This window comes from Superficieibacter sp. 1612_C1 (genome assembly GCF_015234305.1).
Lineage (GTDB): Bacteria > Pseudomonadota > Gammaproteobacteria > Enterobacterales > Enterobacteriaceae > Superficieibacter.
This window is the reverse complement of sequence record NZ_JADGMI010000005.1, coordinates 173,855-190,224: the sequence shown is the minus strand read 5'-3', so window position 1 is coordinate 190,224 and position 16,370 is coordinate 173,855. Positions and strand designations below refer to the sequence as shown.

Below are 16,370 nucleotides of genomic sequence, written 5' to 3'. Positions count from 1 at the left end.
TTTCAAACAACTGCATTACAGAGAGCTACGGTAAGGCAAAATGTTCGAGCGCAGCATCTGCTGTGTGCCCAGACCATAGTTCGAACTCAGGCCACGCAGTTCAATATTAAAGCCGATGACGTTATCGTACACGCTTTGGTCGTTTTCCCAGCCGTTAAGTTTACGCTCGTAACCGACGCGGATCGCATAACAGCAGGAGTTATATTGCACGCCTATCATCTGGTCAGCGGCTTTTTTCTCGTTGGTATCGAAATACCATGCGCCCACCACCGACCAGCGATCGGCAATTGGCCAACTGCCCGCCGCGCCGACCTGAGAAATACCCTCTTTATACTCATCCGACGTGGCGTATGACGGCAGCGTCGCCTGAATATATTCCGGGCTGGCGTAACGGTAGTTCAGCTGTAACATACGATCCTGGTCACGACGATATTCAATGGTACTGCTGCTGGTGGCAATGTTATCCAGACGCGTATCGTACTGGAGGCCGCCACGCAGACCCCAGCGATCGGAGATGCGCCAGTAAGTATCGCCCGCCCAGACCAGCGAGCCGGTTTGGTCGTCATCTTCCCATTTAATATTATCGTCATCACCGGTGCGCGACTCGGTGAAGTAGTAGATTTGACCTACGGAAACGTTAAAACGTTCCACGGCGGCGTCATCATAAATTCGCGAGGTCAAACCGGTGGTGACCTGATTTGCCGAGGCGATACGGTCGAGGCCGCCATAGCTACGGTCGCGGAACAGGCCGGTGTAGTCTGATTGCAGTAATGATGAGTCGTAGTTATTGATGTGGCTCTGGTCGCGATAAGGCACGTACAGATACTGGGCGCGCGGTTCAAGAGTCTGGGTATAGCCTTCCGCCCAGTTCATATCGCGCTCGAAAATCATTTTGCCATCGACTTTGAACTGCGGCATCACGCGGTTGACCGAGTCATCGAGCTGATTGGTGTTGTTGCGGTTATAGGTATCCAGATTGGTCTGCTGATAATGCGTCGCCAGCAGTTTGGCTTCCGTATTCACGCTTCCCCAGCCGTTAGACAGCGGCAGGTTGATAGTCGGTTCAAGGTGCAGACGCGTGGCTTCCGGCTGGTTGCTTTCGGTATTGACGAAATGCACCGCCTGACCGTAAATACGGGTATCAAACGGACCGACATCATTTTGATAGTAGTTGACGTCGAGCTGCGGCTCTGCGGAGTAGCTGCTGTTGTTCTGATCGCTGAAGACCTGGAACTGTTTGGTGGAGACGGTGGCATCAAAGTTCTGCACCGCATAGCCAAGGCTGAATTTCTGCGTGGCATAGCCGTCGGTACTGGAACCGTATTTACTGTCAAAGTCGTTAAAATAGTTAGAGTCGCTGACTTTGGTATAATCGACGTTAAAGCGCCATACTTGGTCCAGAACCCCACCGTGTTGCCAGTAGAATAACCAACGATGGCGGCTGCCTTCTTTATCGTGATCGTCCTGATAAACGTCATCTGACGGCAGGTAGTCCAGCTCCATCAGACCTGCGCCCGCCTGAGTCAGATAGCGGAATTCGTTCTCCCACATCACGTTGCCACGACGGTGCATGTAGTGCGGCGTGATGGTGGCGTCCATGTTGGGCGCGATGTTCCAGTAATATGGCAGAGTGAACTCAAAGTAGTTCTTGCTGCTGTATTTGGCGTTAGGGATCAGAAAACCAGAGCGACGCTTGTCACCCACCGGTAATTGCAGGTAGGGACTGTAAAAGACCGGAACCGGACCGAGCTTAAAGCGGGCGTTCCAGATTTCCGCAACCTGCTCTTCGCGGTCGTGGATCACTTCGCTGCCCACCACGCTCCAGGTATTTGATCCCGGCAAACATGAGGTAAAGGTGCCGTTTTCCAGGATGGTGTAGCGGTTTTCGCCACGCTGTTTCATCAAATCCGCGTTACCGCGTCCCTGACGGCCCACCATCTGATAGTCGCCTTCCCAGATATTCGTATCTTTGGTGTTCAGGTTGGCCCAGCCTTTCGGCCCTTTCAGGATCACCTGGTTATCGTCGTAGTGCACGTTGCCGAGCGCATCGACGGTACGCACCGGTTCAGGCTGACCTTCGGCTTCTTTTTGATGAAGCTGGACTTCATCGGCCTGCAGGCGGCTGTTGCCCTGATTGATATCCACGTTGCCGGTAAAAGCGGCGTTATCGGGATAATTTCCTTTGGCATGATCGGCGTTGATCGTGACCGGTAATTCGTTTGGCTCGCCCTCCACCAGAGGACGGTTATAGCTCGGCACGCCCAGCATACACTGCGAGGCGAGATCGGCGGCCATACCCTGCTGGCTGTACAGGGCGCTGGCGATCATGGTGGCCAGAAGGGTGGGAATACGTTTTTTCATACGTTTTATTGTTGTTCCGTCATCAGTGGCGTAGCGACTAGCAAACGGTCAGAGACTAACTTACTCATCCGCATCGCGCTAGTCTTAATCCTGCCCGTTTCATGCCCTTGTGTTAGGCACGGCATTGAATGACGGGTATGATAAAACATATTTTAGTCGCAGGCATGACGATTTGGGGAGTATATGCAGTATTGGGGCAAAGTGATTGGCGTAGCAGTGGCATTAATGATGGGCGGCGGCTTCTGGGGCGCGGTGCTGGGGCTGCTGATAGGCCATATGTTTGATAAGGCGCGAAGCCGTCGGCTGAACTGGTTTGCCAATCAACAGGAGCGACAATCGCTGTTTTTCGCCACTACCTTCGAGGTGATGGGCCATTTAACCAAATCGAAAGGCCGCGTCACGGAAGCGGATATCCAGATCGCCAGCGTGTTTATGGATCGCATGAATCTGCACGGCGAATCACGCAGCGCTGCCCAGCAGGCGTTTCGCGTGGGTAAAGCGGATAACTACCCGCTACGTGAAAAAATGCGCGCCTTTCGTAGCATCTGTTTTGGCCGTGCCGATTTGATTCGGATGTTTCTGGAAATTCAGATCCAGGCGGCGTTTGCGGACGGACAATTGCATCCTAATGAACGCGAAGTGCTGTATGTGATTGCCGAGGAGTTAGGCATTTCCCGCACGCAGTTCGATCAGTTCCTGCGCATGATGCAGGGGGGGGCGCAGTTTGGCGGCGGATATCAGCATCAGCAGCAGTCCGGCGGCTGGCAGCAGGCGCAGCGCGGACCGACGCTGGAAGATGCCTGTAACGTGCTGGGCGTGAAGCCGACCGATGACGGGACGACCATCAAGCGCGCTTACCGCAAACTGATGAGCGAACATCATCCGGATAAGCTGGTGGCAAAAGGTCTGCCGCCGGAGATGATGGAGATGGCGAAGCAGAAAGCGCAGGAGATCCAGAAGGCGTACGAGCTGATTAAAGAGCAGAAAGGATTTAAGTAAGGTCGACAACGTGGCCCGGAATAATGCCATTACCCCACGATAATGCCGGGTGGCGGCTTCGCCTTACCCGGCCTGTAAAATCGACAATATCAGCGAGTTATGCCATAACTGTAGGCCCGGTAAGCGCAGCGCCACCGGGCATTATGGCACCTCGCCAGCGCCAACGAGGACCGTTATCAGAAATTCGCTGGCACCTTAAAGGTCATCGAACTGCCATACGCCGGATGGGTAATGGTCAGCATCTCCGCGTGCAGCAGCAGACGTGGCGCTAACGCCAGCGCCTCCGGCGTAGCGTAGAACCGATCGCCGAGGATCGGATGGCCCAGCGCCAGCATATGCACGCGCAACTGGTGCGAGCGCCCGGTAATTGGCTTCAGCACCACGCGAGCGGTGTTATCCGCCGCGTACTCCACCACCTCATACTCCGTTTGCGCCGCCTTACCGGTCTCAAAACAGACTTTCTGCTTTGGCCTATTCGGCCAGTCGCAGATCAGCGGCAAATCCACCAGTCCTTCCGCTTTTGCCGGATGACCCCAGATCCGCGCCACGTACTGTTTTTTCGGCTCGCGCTCGCGAAACTGGCGTTTCAGCTCCCGCTCGGCGGCTTTGGTCAGCGCCACCACAATCACGCCGCTGGTGGCCATATCCAGACGATGCACGGATTCGGCCTGCGGATAATCACGCTGAATGCGCGTCATCACGCTGTCCTTATGCTCCTCAAGACGCCCCGGTACGGACAACAGGCCGCTCGGCTTGTTGACTACCATAATGTGTTCATCCTGATACAGAACGACCAGCCAGGGCTCCTGCGGCGGATTGTAGTTTTCCATCCCCATATTCGATTCCGTTACTGATGCGTGACGACAATCAGACGCAGCGCGTCCAGACGCCAGCCCGCCTGATTCAGGCTTTCCATCACCTGCTGGCGGTTGCTGTCGATGGCCTCCAGTTCATCCTCACGAATGTTCGGATTGACAGCTTTCAGCGCTTCCAGACGCGACAATTCGGCAGACAATTTCTCGTCGGCCTCGCTGCGCGCCGCATCAATAAGCAGGCGGGCGGCTTTTTCAATCTGCGCTTCGCCCTGTTGCAGAATGGCGTGAACCTCCTGCTGCACGGCGTTAACCAGCTTGCTGCCGGTATGACGGTTAACCGCACTGAGCTGGCGGTTAAAGGTCTCAAACTCGACCTGCGCGGCCAGGTTAGTGCCGTTTTTATCCAGCAGCATGCGCACCGGTGTCGGCGGCAGGAAGCGGTTAAGCTGGAGCTGTTTCGGTGCCTGTGCTTCGACAACGTAGATCAGTTCCAGCAGCAGTGTGCCTACCGGCAGCGCCTTGTTTTTCAGCAGTGAAATGGTGCTGCTGCCGGTATCGCCGGACAAGATCAGATCCAGACCATTGCGGATCAGCGGATGTTCCCAGGTAATAAACTGCGCATCTTCACGCGACAGCGCGATATCACGCTCAAACGTAATAGTGCAGCCATCTTCCGGCAGGCCGGGGAAATCTGGCACCAGCATATGATCGGACGGCGTCAGGACAATCAGGTTTTCACCGCGGTCATCCTGGTTAATGCCGACGATGTCAAACAGGTTCATGGCGAAGGCGATCAGGCTGGTATCGTCATCCTGCTCTTCAATACTTTCTGCCAGCGCCTGCGCTTTCTCGCCGCCGTTGGAGTGGATCTCCAGCAGACGGTCACGCCCCTGTTCAAGCTGGGCTTTCAGCGCATCGTGCTGCGCGCGGCAGGATTTGATCAGCTCATCAAAGCCGTCGCTGTTTTCCGGGGCGGCCAGATAGTTGATCAAATTGTTATACACCGTGTCGTAAATCGCGCGGCCGGTCGGGCAGGTATGCTCAAACGCATCCAGACCTTCGTGATACCAGCGTACCAGCACCGACTGTGCGGTTCTTTCGAGATAAGGAACGTGGATCTGAATATCGTGCGCCTGACCGATACGGTCCAGACGGCCGATACGCTGCTCCAGCAGGTCCGGGTTAAACGGCAGGTCAAACATCACCAGGTTGCTGGCAAACTGGAAGTTACGCCCTTCAGAGCCGATTTCCGAGCACAGCAGTACCTGCGCGCCGCTGTCTTCTTCGCCAAACCACGCGGCGGCGCGGTCGCGTTCGATGATCGACATGCCTTCGTGGAAGACCGCGGCGCGGATGCCTTCGCGCTCGCGCAGCACCTGCTCCAGTTGCAGGGCGGTGGTGGCCTGGGCACAGATCACCAGCACTTTCTGCGAGCGGTGGCTGGTCAGATAGCCCATCAGCCATTCCACGCGCGGATCGAAGTTCCACCAGGTGCCGGTATCGCCTTCAAATTCCTGATAAATCTGCTCCGGATAGAGCATATCGCGCGCCCTGTCTTCCGCGCTTTTGCGCGCGCCCATGATGCCGGAGACTTTAATCGCGGTCTGGTACTGGGTCGGCAGCGGCAGTTTGATGGTATGCAGTTCGCGTTTCGGGAAGTCTTTCACCCCGTTACGGGTATTGCGGAACAGGACGCGGCTGGTGCCATGACGGTCCATCAGCATGGAGACCAGTTCCTGACGGGCGGATTGTGCGCCGTCGCGGTCGCTGTTCGCCGTTTGCAGCAGCGGTTCAATATCCTGTTCGCCGATCAGCTCACCGAGCATATTCAGTTCGCTGTCGCTGAGTTTATTGCCCGCCAGCAGCAGGGCGACCGCGTCGGCGACCGGACGGTAGTTATTCTGTTCTTCCACAAACTGCGCGAAGTCGTGGAAGCGATCCGGATCCAGCAGGCGCAGGCGCGCAAAGTGGCTTTCCATTCCGAGCTGTTCCGGCGTGGCGGTCAGCAGCAGAACCCCCGGTACGTGACCGGCCAGTTCTTCAATGGCGCTATATTCGCGGCTCGGTGCGCTTTCACTCCACACCAGATGGTGAGCTTCATCGACTACCAGCAGATCCCACTCGGCATCACACAGATGCTCAAGGCGCTGTTTATTGCGACGCACGAAGTCCAGCGAGCAGATCACCAGTTGTTCGGTTTCAAACGGATTATCGGCATCGTGCTGCGCTTCGGCATAACGCTCATCGTCAAACAGCGCAAAACGCAGGTTAAAGCGACGCAGCATTTCTACCAGCCACTGATGCTGCAACGTTTCCGGCACCACCACCAGTACGCGCTCAGCCGCACCAGAAAGCAGTTGCTGATGCAGGATCATCCCGGCTTCGATGGTTTTACCCAAACCGACTTCATCAGCCAGCAGCACGCGCGGTGCGTGGCGACGGCCAACGTCATGGGCAATGTTGAGCTGATGCGGGATCAGGCTGGTGCGCTGGCCGCGCAGGCCACTGTACGGCATACGGTACTGTTCGCTCTGGTATTTACGCGCGCGATAGCGCAGCGAGAAGCGATCCATACGGTCGATTTGTCCGGCGAACAGACGATCCTGCGGTTTGCTGAACACCAGTTTGCTGTCGAGGAAGACTTCGCGCAGCAGAACGTCTTTTTCGTCAGTGTCCAGCCGCGTTCCGGTATAGGCGAGCAGGCCATTTTCTTCTTTTACGTCATCAATGTGCAGTTGCCAGCCTTCATGACTTGTTACGGTATCGCCCGGATTGAACATGACGCGGGTCACGGGAGAGTCGCTGCGTGCATACAGGCGATTTTCGCCGGTGGCCGGGAATAACAGCGTGACAGTACGCGCGTCCATCGCGACAACAGTACCAAGTCCTAGTTCGCTTTCGGTGTCGCTGATCCAGCGTTGACCAAGTGTAAAAGGCATATGTGTTCGGCTCTATCTCTTTGATTGCAGGCAATAACCGACCTCTGCCATCCGAAGGTGGCAGCGGTCTGAATTGGGTCCAGGAGTGGAAAGGGCGCTATGGTACTGGATGGCAACGGATTCGTCACGTATCAAAATAGCCCCAGTTGCCCCGTCACTAGTGTAGCAAAATTATCGTTCATAAAGGGGAGTATCCCTTCGGCGACCGGCTCAAGCTGGCGGGTCAGGTAGTGGTCGTAATCTAAGGGTGAATGCTGGTAATCAACCGGCTCCGGCCCGTTAGTGGTCCAGACGTATTTAATGGTCCCGCGGTTTTGATATTGCGCGGCGCGGCCGCGCTTCAGATTCTCTTCATCTGCCAGCCGCGCGGCGCGCACGTGCGGTGGGACATTACGCTGATATTCGCTCAGCGGACGGCGCAGACGTTTGCGATAGACCAGCCGATCGTCCAGTTCACCCGCCATCAGTTTGTCGATGGTCTCACGCACGAAATCCTTATAAGGCTCGCGGCGGAAAATACGCAGGTACAGCTCCTGCTGGAACTGCTGCGCCAGCGGCGTCCAGTCGGTGCGCACGGTTTCCAGCCCTTTAAATACCATCTGCTGTTTTTCGCCTTCCTGAATCAGTCCGGCGTAGCGTTTTTTGCTGCCGGTCTCGGCACCGCGAATGGTTGGCATCAAAAAGCGGCAGAAGTGGGTCTCAAACTCCAGCTCCAGCGCGCTGGTTAAGTTCTCTTTTTTCAGCTCCGCCTTCCACCAGTCATTCACTTTTTTCACCAGCGTCTGACCAATCTGCGCGGCATCATCTTCACTGTGGGAACGTTTGAGCCAGACAAAAGTGGAGTCGGTGTCGCCGTAAATTACGTCATAACCTTCCGCTTCGATCAGGGCTTTGGTCTGACGCATGATCGCATGGCCGCGCATGGTGATCGACGAGGCCAGACGTGGATCGAAAAAGCGACAGGCGCTGGTGCCGAGCACCCCGTAGAAGGCGTTCATAATGATCTTCAGCGCCTGCGACAATGGCTTGTTGCCCTGACGTTTGGCTTCTTCGCGCCCGTGCCAGATTTGGCTGACGATCTCCGGCAGACAGTGTTTGTCGCGGGAAAACCACGCGTCGAGAAAACCTTCGGTGCTGTGGGTGGGATCGGGCTGCGCCATGCCTTCAATCAGCCCGACCGGGTCGATCAGAAAGGTGCGGATAATCGACGGATACAGGCTCTTATAGTCCAGCACCAGCACCGAATCATACAGGCCAGGCCGGGAGTCCATCACGTAGCCGCCGGGACTGGCCTGCGGCGGCACCGAACCCATATTCGGCGCAACGTATCCGGCGCGATGCATCCGCGGGAAATAGAGATGGCTGAAGGCGGCGACCGACCCGCCGTGGCGATCAACCGGCAGGCCGTTGACCGTTGCCCGCTCCAGCAGGAAGGGCATGATCTCCGTTTTATGGAAGATACGGGTCACCAGTTCGCAGTCTTTGAGGTTATACGTGGCTAATGCAGGTTTATCTTCGGCGAAACGGCGGTCAATTTCGTCCATCCGGTCCCACGGGTTATCAATCGATTTCCCTTCGCCCAGCAGCTCTCGCGACACCGATTCCAGCGAGAATGAGGAGAAGTTCCAGAATGCCGATTTCAGCGCGTCAATGCCGTCGATGATCACCCGGCCGTTCATCTGCGCGAAAAACACGCCGTTTTTAAATCCGTGCTCGCGCCACTCCAGCTCGCTGTTACCGCGTCCCAGGCGCAGTGGAATGCGATAGCGTTCGGCATGCTTTTGCAGCATGCGTAAATCAAACCCCACCACGTTCCAGCCGATTAGCACGTCCGGATCGTGCTCCGCAAACCAGGCGTTAAGTTTCTCCAGCAGCTGCGGACGGCTGGCAACATACTCCAGGTGAAAGTCGAGGGGCGGATCTTCACCGTTGGGCTGCCCGAGCATATAGACTACCCGCTGACCGCAGCCTTCAAGACCAATACAGTACAGTTCGCCGTGGCGGGTCGTTTCGATATCCAGCGATACCCATTTCAGCGGCGGACGATAGTGCGGGTTGGGCTTCAGGCGAGCGTTAATCAGTGCGCCATTCTGCTCATCACCGTCAACCCAGACCGGTGCGGTAATAAAACGCTCCATCAGGAAGCGCTCTGGCGGGCGCACGTCAGCTTCATACACGGTGACGCCGTTCTCGCGCAGCCGTTTTTCATAGTTCATTAACTGGCGGTGAGAGCGGCAGTACAGCCCGTAAACCGGGCGACGGTGAAAATCTTTTAGTTCAAGCGGCGTGAGGCGAAAACCATGTTCGGCGCTTAAGGTTTGCTCAGCGCGCGCGACGTGGTCAGCAGCAATAAAGGCCACGGATTCCTGCGGCGGCAGGGTGACGTGCAGCGGACCGTTATCCGTCGCCAGCCAGAATGTCACTTCCGTCCCCTGCGGGGTATCCCGCCAGTGCCGGGTTAAAATAAAGCCTTCTCGCGCCTGCGCCACGCTCAGTTCTCGTCAATAAAATCAGACGTTATTATAACCGTTTTCAGCGCTGGGTACTGACTTTTTGTACAGCGGTATGCGGCATCAGGCGGTAGATACGATAACCGGTATACCAGAACGACTCCTGTGCCAGCATCGGAAGACGAGTAGACCAGCTGCGGAACTGCGAGCCAGGCGTTGGGGACGACCAGGCCTGAATATTGTTGTCCCAGGCCATCAACATTAAGCGATGCATATGCAGAGGATCGCTGACCATCAGGGCGGTGGTGAGATGTTGTTCCTGCATCAATGTCCTGGCATTTTTAACGTTCTCGCGGGTTTTTGTTGAGGTCTCTTCCATCAGGATGGCAGAGGCGGGGATCCCCTGCGCCAGCAGGTACTGGCGGGCGATGGCGGCGTCGGATCGCTGTGCATGAGCGCTGAGGCCGCCAGTTAAGATAACCATCCGCACCAGCCCCTGTTGCCAGAGATGAACGGCGTGATCGAGCCGTGCCTGAAACACCGGCGAGGGCTGGTCGCCCTGAATGCCCGCGCCCGCGACGATGGCGCAGTCGGCTTTTTGCGTTTGATCCTCCAGGCTGAAATGATAAATGGCGATGGCATTGTAGATAAATACCGTGGCGATGATGACGATAAACAGCACTGCCCCACGCCCCGCATATTTTAGTTTCATTTCTGCCAGCCCCTGGACACGTTATCCTGCCTGGAATTGATTGGGGTTATCCTTGCATAAAAACGCAATGCGGTCACAAAATTCAGCATATTGTGCAAAGAGAGTTTCTTCAGAGGGTAAACTCGCTCCCAGATAATAGCGATATTTCTTCCCGGTAGTTTCAATGACCGTTAAATAACAGTTTTTATTTGCAGGATGAATATTAGGCGTTAATCGCAAAGTCTGTATTTCGTTCAGTGCCCAACGATGGTTATCAATACGCAAGTGGCCTGGCGTGATGCCGATCTCCGCAGGGGTAGTCGATTTCCGCCAGCAGCCCCAGGCATAAATCGGTGCCAGGAAGCAGAGTTCAGCGATGATCACCACGATAATGCCTTTGACAATCATCTCCATGATAGGTAATCCCAGAAAACAGGCAATGATAACTAATAAAAGCACGCTGCAAGGAATGGTGGCAAAGATAAAATAGTTATCTTTTATTAATGATTTTGTGATGATTGATTTGTTAAGTATATATTTTGTTTCCGTCATTATCATTACCTCCGATTTAGCGGCGTTAAAATAGCATGATTACTTTTGCCAGCAAAAGAGGAGAGTAAAAAGAAACGGGAAATATAAAAAGGTATAACTTTTCAGGAAAAACTCGATTCTGAAGGATGACGACAGAAGGTTGCCATAACACTGCACTGTTACCCGTTTTGTCGGGTTTGCAGGCATCTATACCTGAATCATAGCCTGGAAGGAATGCCGCCGGGATCCGCAATGACCGGCGGCACAAGGGATGAAGATGTTATTGCCCGTAATACGCTTTCGCCCCGTGCTTGCGCAGATAATGCTTATCCAGCAGCGTCTGCTGCATGTCCGGCAGCTGCGGAGCGAGCTGGCGGCAGAAGATACCCATATAGGCCACTTCTTCCAGCACGATGGCGTTATGCACCGCGTCGTCGGCATTTTTACCCCACGCGAACGGGCCGTGGGAGTGGACCAGCACGCCCGGCATCTGCGCGGCGTCGATGCCCTGTTTCTCAAAGGTTTCGACGATCACGTTGCCGGTTTCCCATTCATAGTCGCCGTTGATTTCCGCGTCGGTCATTTTGCGTGTGCAGGGAATAGTACCGTAGAAATAGTCGGCGTGGGTGGTGCCGGTAGCCGGAATAGATTGCCCCGCCTGTGACCAGATGGTCGCATGGCGCGAGTGGGTATGCACAATGCCGCCAATGGTGGGGAAAGCCTGATATAGCAGGCGATGCGTTGGCGTGTCGGAAGAGGGTTTTTTCGTGCCGTCGACCACTTCGCCGGTGGCGATGCTGACGACCACCATATCTTCGGCTTTCATTACGCGGTAATCGACGCCGGAAGGTTTGATAACAAAGACGCCGCGCTCGCGGTCGACGGCGCTGACGTTACCCCAGGTGAGGGTCACCAGATTGTGTTCAGGTAATGCCAGGTTCGCTTCCAGCACCTGACGTTTGAGATCTTCTAGCATGTTGCTCTCCATGCCGGATGGCGCTGCGCTTATCCGGCCTACGGATGGTTGTCTTGATACCGGATGGCGCTTCGCTTATCCGGCCTGTGGTCGGTGGTTCCCATAACGAATGACGACTCGTAGGCCCGGTAAGCGCAGCGCCACCGGGCATTACGCTTACCGTTTTGAGCCGAAATAGACTTCGTTCCAGCGCAGCGCGTCCTTAAACGCCGGCAGGCGGGTATCGTTATCAATGACGGCAATTTCAATATCGTGCAGCTCGGTGAACTGACGCATATCGTCCAGCGTCAGCGCATGGCTGAAGACGGTATGGTGCGCACCACCGGCGATGATCCACGCCTCCGATGCGGTAGGGAGATCCGGCTGGGCTTTCCACAGGGCGTTAGCCACCGGTAGCTTCGGCAGATCGTGTGGGGTTTCGACTGAATCCACGCAGTTGACCAGCAGACGGAAGCGATCGCCGAGATCGATAAGGCTGGCGGCGATCGCCGGGCCGGTCTTGGTGTTGAAAATCAGACGGGCCGGATCGGCCTTGCCGCCGATACCAAGCGGTTTAACCTCAAGGATCGGTTTTTCATCCACGGCGATGGACGGACACACTTCCAGCATATGTGAGCCGAGCACCAGATCGTTGCCCTTCTCAAAGTGGTAGGTGTAATCCTCCATAAATGAGGTGCCGCCCTGTAGACCGGTTGACATCACCTTCATGATGCGTAACAGAGCGGCGGTTTTCCAGTCGCCTTCGCCCGCAAAGCCGTAGCCCTGCTGCATCAGACGCTGCACGGCAAGACCCGGGAGCTGTTTCAGGCCGTGTAAATCTTCAAACGTCGTAGTGAACGCGTGGAACCCGCCTTCTTCGAGGAAGCGCTTCATCCCGAGTTCAATACGCGCCGCGTCGATCACGTTCTGCCGTTTGTCGCCGTGGATCTGCGCTGCTTCCGTCAGGCGATAGCTGCTTTCATATTCGTCAACCAGCGCGCTGATATCGCCATCGCTGACCGCATTGACGACCTGTACCAGATCGCCGACCGCCCAGGTATTGACGGAGAAGCCGAATTTAATCTGCGCCGCGACTTTATCGCCGTCGGTCACTGCCACTTCACGCATATTGTCGCCAAAGCGGCATACTTTCAGGTGGCGGGTATCCTGCTTCGAGACCGCCTGACGCATCCACGCGCCGATACGCTGATGGGCGTCTTGATCCTGCCAGTGACCGGTCACGACATTGTGTTGCAGACGCATCCGCGCGCCGATGAAGCCGAACTCGCGGCCGCCGTGCGCGGTCTGGTTGAGGTTCATAAAGTCCATATCAATGCTGTCCCATGGCAGGGCGGCATTGAACTGGGTATGGAATTGCAGCAGCGGTTTGTTGAGGATCGTCAGCCCGTTGATCCACATTTTGGCTGGCGAGAAGGTGTGCAGCCAGACCATCAGTCCCGCGCATTTATCATCGTAGTTGGCATCGCGGCAAATGGCGGTGATCTCATCCGGCGAGGTGCCCAGCGGTTTTAACACCAGCTTGCACGGCAGTTTGCCTTCGCTGTTCAGCGCATTGACTACGTGTTCCGCATGCTGCGTTACCTGACGCAGCGTTTCCGGGCCGTAAAGATGCTGGCTACCAATCACAAACCATACTTCATAGTTATTAAAAATCGTCATTGTCGTGTCCTTAACAGGTCAGAGATGTCTGGTGAGCCGCCGCTTTTTGTACCGGTGCGGCGTCAGGAAGGTATTGCTGTTCGGCGCTGACCGCCCACTGCTGATAGCGGCGATAGAGCTGTTCAAAACGCTGCGCCTGCTGCGGGCGCGGTTGCAGGGTGATCTCCACGGCGCTGGCCATACTGGCCTGCGCGGCGGGAATAGTGGCATGCACGCCTGCCGCGACGGCGGCGAAGATCGCCGCGCCCAGCGCGCAGCACTGATCCGAGGCGACGATTTGCAGCGGCCGGTTCAGGACGTCGCAGCAGGCCTGCATAATCACCGGATTTTTACGCGCGATACCGCCAAGGGCCATTACGTTATTGACCGCAATGCCTTGTTCGGTAAAGCACTCCATAATGGCGCGCGCGCCGAAGGCGGTGGCGGCAATCAGACCGCCGAACAGCGCAGGCGCGTCGGTCGCCAGATTCAGATCGGTGATCACCCCTTTCAGACGCTGATTGGCATTGGGCGTGCGGCGGCCGTTAAACCAGTCAAGCACTACCGGCAGGTGATCGAGCGAGGGATTTTTCGCCCACGCTTCGGTGAGCGCCGGAAGTAGCTGCTTCTGGCTGGCTTTAATCTGCTCTTTCAGTTCAGGATGCTGCGCGGCAAGCTGTTGCAGCGGCCAGCCGAGGATGCGGCCAAACCACGCATAAATATCGCCGAACGCCGATTGCCCGGCTTCCATACCGATAAAATCAGGCACCACGCTGCCGTCGACCTGGCCGCAGATACCTTTCACGGCGCGCTCACCGACGCTCTCTTTGTCGGCAATCAGAATGTCGCAGGTGGAGGTGCCGATCACTTTAACCAGCGCGTTAGGCTGTGCACCCGCGCCGACCGCGCCCATATGGCAGTCAAACGCACCGCCGGAAATGACCACGCTTTGTGGCAGGCCCAGGCGCTGCGCCCATTCGGCACTCAGGCTGCCGACCGGCAGATCCGCGGTGTACGTTTCGCTAAACATCGGATACGCCAGGTGGCGATTGAGAAGCGGGTCCAGCTCATCAAAGAAGCTGGCCGGTGGCAGTCCACCCCAGCCTTCATGCCACAGTGATTTGTGTCCGGCGCTGCAACGACCGCGGCGGATATCGGCAGGACGCGTCGTACCGGAGAGCAGGGCAGGTACCCAGTCGCATAATTCGATCCATGACGCCGCCGCCTGCGCAACGGCACTATCCTGACGAGTAACGTGGAGAATTTTGGCCCAGAACCATTCGCTGGAGTAAATACCGCCGATATAGCGCGAGTAATCCTCTTTGCCCGGCGTGTGGCACAGGCGGGTAATCTCTTCGGCTTCTTCTACCGAGGTGTGATCTTTCCACAGTACGAACATGGCGTTCGGGTTATCGGCGAACTCCTCTCTGAGCGCCAGTACATGACCCTCGGCATCAATGGGGGCAGGGGTGGAACCGGTACTATCGACGCCAATGCCGACGACATCATGGCGCTGCGCATCGCTCAGCTCCGCCAGGACGCTTTTGACCGCCGCTTCCATCGACTCAATATAATCGCGCGGATGATGACGGAACTGGTTATTCGGGGCGTCGCAATAACGTCCCTCCTGCCAGCGCGGATACCACTCCACGCTGGTGGCGATCTCTTTACCGGTGGCGCAATCTACCGCCAGCGCGCGTACAGAATCACTACCAAAATCGAGGCCAATTGCAATCGCCATCGTATAACTCCATCCAGAAAAACAGTGATGGTGAAACAGTAGAGACTGGCGAAAAAAAGCGTCAGGCCGGAACCGCTAATCTTATGGACAAAATCGCTATGGCGTTGCAAAGTGTGACGGCGTGCAAATATTCAATGTGGACTTTTCAACCTTCTTTATAGACACTCTTGTTACTACTTTGAAACTGCTATGTAGCCTGTTAATAGGGGAAGGGCTTCTCCGGAGCGGGTTGGTACGCTGAATTCGATATTTTTGTTAACGTTGCCCTGCATTAACCGCCTTAAATCGTAATATGGACAATTGGTTTCTAAAACTTTATCGGGAGTGTAGTGGTAATGGCTGAAACGCAGAACGATCCTTTATTGCCAGGCTATTCATTCAATGCTCATCTGGTGGCAGGTTTAACGCCGATTGAGGCGGGCGGTTATCTGGATTTTTTTATCGACCGGCCGCTGGGAATGAAAGGATATATCCTCAATCTGACCGTGCGTGGGGAAGGGGTGATTGATAATCACGGGCAGCGCTTTGTCTGCCGTCCGGGGGATATGCTGCTGTTCCCGCCAGGTGAAATCCACCACTACGGTCGTCACCCGGAGGCGAAGGAGTGGTATCACCAGTGGGTTTATTTCCGTCCCCGCGCCTACTGGCAGGAGTGGCTGGCGTGGCCGACCATCTTCGCCCAGACCGGTTTTCACCGTCCTGACGCGTCGCATGAACCGATATTTCGCGAGTTATTCGCGCAAATTATTGACGCTGGTCAGGGAGCCGGGCGCTATTCAGAGTTGCTGGCGATTAATCTGCTGGAGCAATTGCTGTTGCGGCGTCTGGAAGCGGTAAATGAGTCTCTGCACCCGCCGCTGGATCACCGGGTGCGCGAGGCGTGCCAGTACATCAGCGATCATCTCTCCGACAGCCATTTTGATATCGCCAGCGTCGCGCAGCACGTCTGCCTTTCGCCTTCCCGCCTCTCGCATCTATTTCGCCAGCAGCTTGGCGTTAGCGTACTGAGCTGGCGTGAGGATCAGCGGATCAGCCAGGCGAAGTTCCTGCTCAGTACCACCCGGATGCCGATCGCCAGCGTCGGGCGCAATATTGGTTTTGAGGATCAGCTCTACTTTTCCCGCGTTTTTAAAAAATGCACCGGGGCCAGCCCCAGCGAATTTCGCTCAGGTTGTGAATAAAAAGTGAATGATGTGTCCGGGTACTTGTCATAACCGTTAATCACTTCA

11 protein-coding genes are annotated in these 16,370 nt (G+C 56.0%); 2 read left to right on the top strand and 9 right to left on the bottom strand.

What is annotated here, in order from left to right:
- Positions 1–15: 15 nt before the first annotated feature.
- Positions 16–2,361 carry an LPS assembly protein LptD gene (lptD, locus tag INT84_RS17660; RefSeq protein ID WP_194207846.1) on the bottom strand — a complete coding sequence of 782 codons (2,346 nt, stop codon included), beginning with the start codon at positions 2,359–2,361 and terminating at the stop codon, positions 16–18.
- A gap of 183 nt (positions 2,362–2,544) precedes the next feature.
- On the opposite strand from lptD, the gene djlA reads away from it, so the two are divergent.
- The gene (gene djlA, locus INT84_RS17655) at positions 2,545–3,360 is read left to right on the top strand and encodes a co-chaperone DjlA (protein ID WP_194207845.1); all 816 of its coding nucleotides are present in this window, start codon (positions 2,545–2,547) and stop codon (positions 3,358–3,360) included.
- A 176-nt stretch (positions 3,361–3,536) separates the two neighbouring features.
- On the opposite strand, the gene rluA is transcribed toward djlA, so the two are convergent.
- From rluA to araB, 8 genes are all read right to left on the bottom strand, one after another.
- Positions 3,537–4,196, bottom strand: coding sequence for a bifunctional tRNA pseudouridine(32) synthase/23S rRNA pseudouridine(746) synthase RluA (rluA, locus tag INT84_RS17650; RefSeq protein WP_194207844.1), 660 nt, complete (start codon positions 4,194–4,196; stop codon positions 3,537–3,539).
- 11 nt (positions 4,197–4,207) lie between these two features.
- The gene (gene rapA, locus INT84_RS17645) at positions 4,208–7,114 is read right to left on the bottom strand and encodes an RNA polymerase-associated protein RapA (protein WP_194207843.1); all 2,907 of its coding nucleotides are present in this window, start codon (positions 7,112–7,114) and stop codon (positions 4,208–4,210) included.
- 131 nt (positions 7,115–7,245) lie between these two features.
- Positions 7,246–9,603 (bottom strand): DNA polymerase II, encoded by a 2,358-nt coding sequence (polB, locus tag INT84_RS17640; RefSeq protein WP_194207842.1) that lies wholly within the window; start codon positions 9,601–9,603, stop codon positions 7,246–7,248.
- Positions 9,604–9,646: 43 nt separating this feature from the next.
- The gene (locus tag INT84_RS17635) at positions 9,647–10,276 is read right to left on the bottom strand and encodes a YdcF family protein (protein WP_194207841.1); all 630 of its coding nucleotides are present in this window, start codon (positions 10,274–10,276) and stop codon (positions 9,647–9,649) included.
- Positions 10,277–10,297: 21 nt separating this feature from the next.
- A complete protein-coding gene (locus INT84_RS17630) occupies positions 10,298–10,807 on the bottom strand; it encodes a hypothetical protein (RefSeq protein WP_194207840.1) in 510 nt (169 codons plus the stop codon).
- A 259-nt stretch (positions 10,808–11,066) separates the two neighbouring features.
- Positions 11,067–11,762, bottom strand: coding sequence for an L-ribulose-5-phosphate 4-epimerase (gene araD, locus INT84_RS17625; RefSeq protein WP_194207839.1), 696 nt, complete (start codon positions 11,760–11,762; stop codon positions 11,067–11,069).
- Positions 11,763–11,918: 156 nt separating this feature from the next.
- Positions 11,919–13,421 (bottom strand): L-arabinose isomerase, encoded by a 1,503-nt coding sequence (araA, locus tag INT84_RS17620; RefSeq protein ID WP_194207838.1) that lies wholly within the window; start codon positions 13,419–13,421, stop codon positions 11,919–11,921.
- Between the two features lie 10 nt (positions 13,422–13,431).
- Positions 13,432–15,141 carry a ribulokinase gene (gene araB, locus INT84_RS17615; protein ID WP_194207837.1) on the bottom strand — a complete coding sequence of 570 codons (1,710 nt, stop codon included), beginning with the start codon at positions 15,139–15,141 and terminating at the stop codon, positions 13,432–13,434.
- Positions 15,142–15,476: 335 nt separating this feature from the next.
- Here araB and araC point away from each other — a divergent pair, with 335 nt between their 5' ends.
- On the top strand, positions 15,477–16,322 hold the full coding sequence (gene araC, locus INT84_RS17610; protein ID WP_176918326.1) for an arabinose operon transcriptional regulator AraC: 846 nt from the start codon (positions 15,477–15,479) through the stop codon (positions 16,320–16,322).
- The last annotated feature ends 48 nt before the right edge of the window (positions 16,323–16,370 follow it).

Coding starts and splice junctions, on each gene's coding strand:
- rluA (WP_194207844.1), bottom strand. CDS start 4,196: ATGGGGATGGAAAACTACAATCCGCCGCAGGAGCCCTGGCTGGTCGTT.
- araA (WP_194207838.1), bottom strand. CDS start 13,421: ATGACGATTTTTAATAACTATGAAGTATGGTTTGTGATTGGTAGCCAG.
- araC (WP_176918326.1), top strand. CDS start 15,477: ATGGCTGAAACGCAGAACGATCCTTTATTGCCAGGCTATTCATTCAAT.
- rapA (WP_194207843.1), bottom strand. CDS start 7,114: ATGCCTTTTACACTTGGTCAACGCTGGATCAGCGACACCGAAAGCGAA.
- araD (WP_194207839.1), bottom strand. CDS start 11,762: ATGCTAGAAGATCTCAAACGTCAGGTGCTGGAAGCGAACCTGGCATTA.
- araB (WP_194207837.1), bottom strand. CDS start 15,141: ATGGCGATTGCAATTGGCCTCGATTTTGGTAGTGATTCTGTACGCGCG.
- INT84_RS17635 (WP_194207841.1), bottom strand. CDS start 10,276: ATGAAACTAAAATATGCGGGGCGTGGGGCAGTGCTGTTTATCGTCATC.
- INT84_RS17630 (WP_194207840.1), bottom strand. CDS start 10,807: ATGACGGAAACAAAATATATACTTAACAAATCAATCATCACAAAATCA.
- djlA (WP_194207845.1), top strand. CDS start 2,545: ATGCAGTATTGGGGCAAAGTGATTGGCGTAGCAGTGGCATTAATGATG.
- lptD (WP_194207846.1), bottom strand. CDS start 2,361: ATGAAAAAACGTATTCCCACCCTTCTGGCCACCATGATCGCCAGCGCC.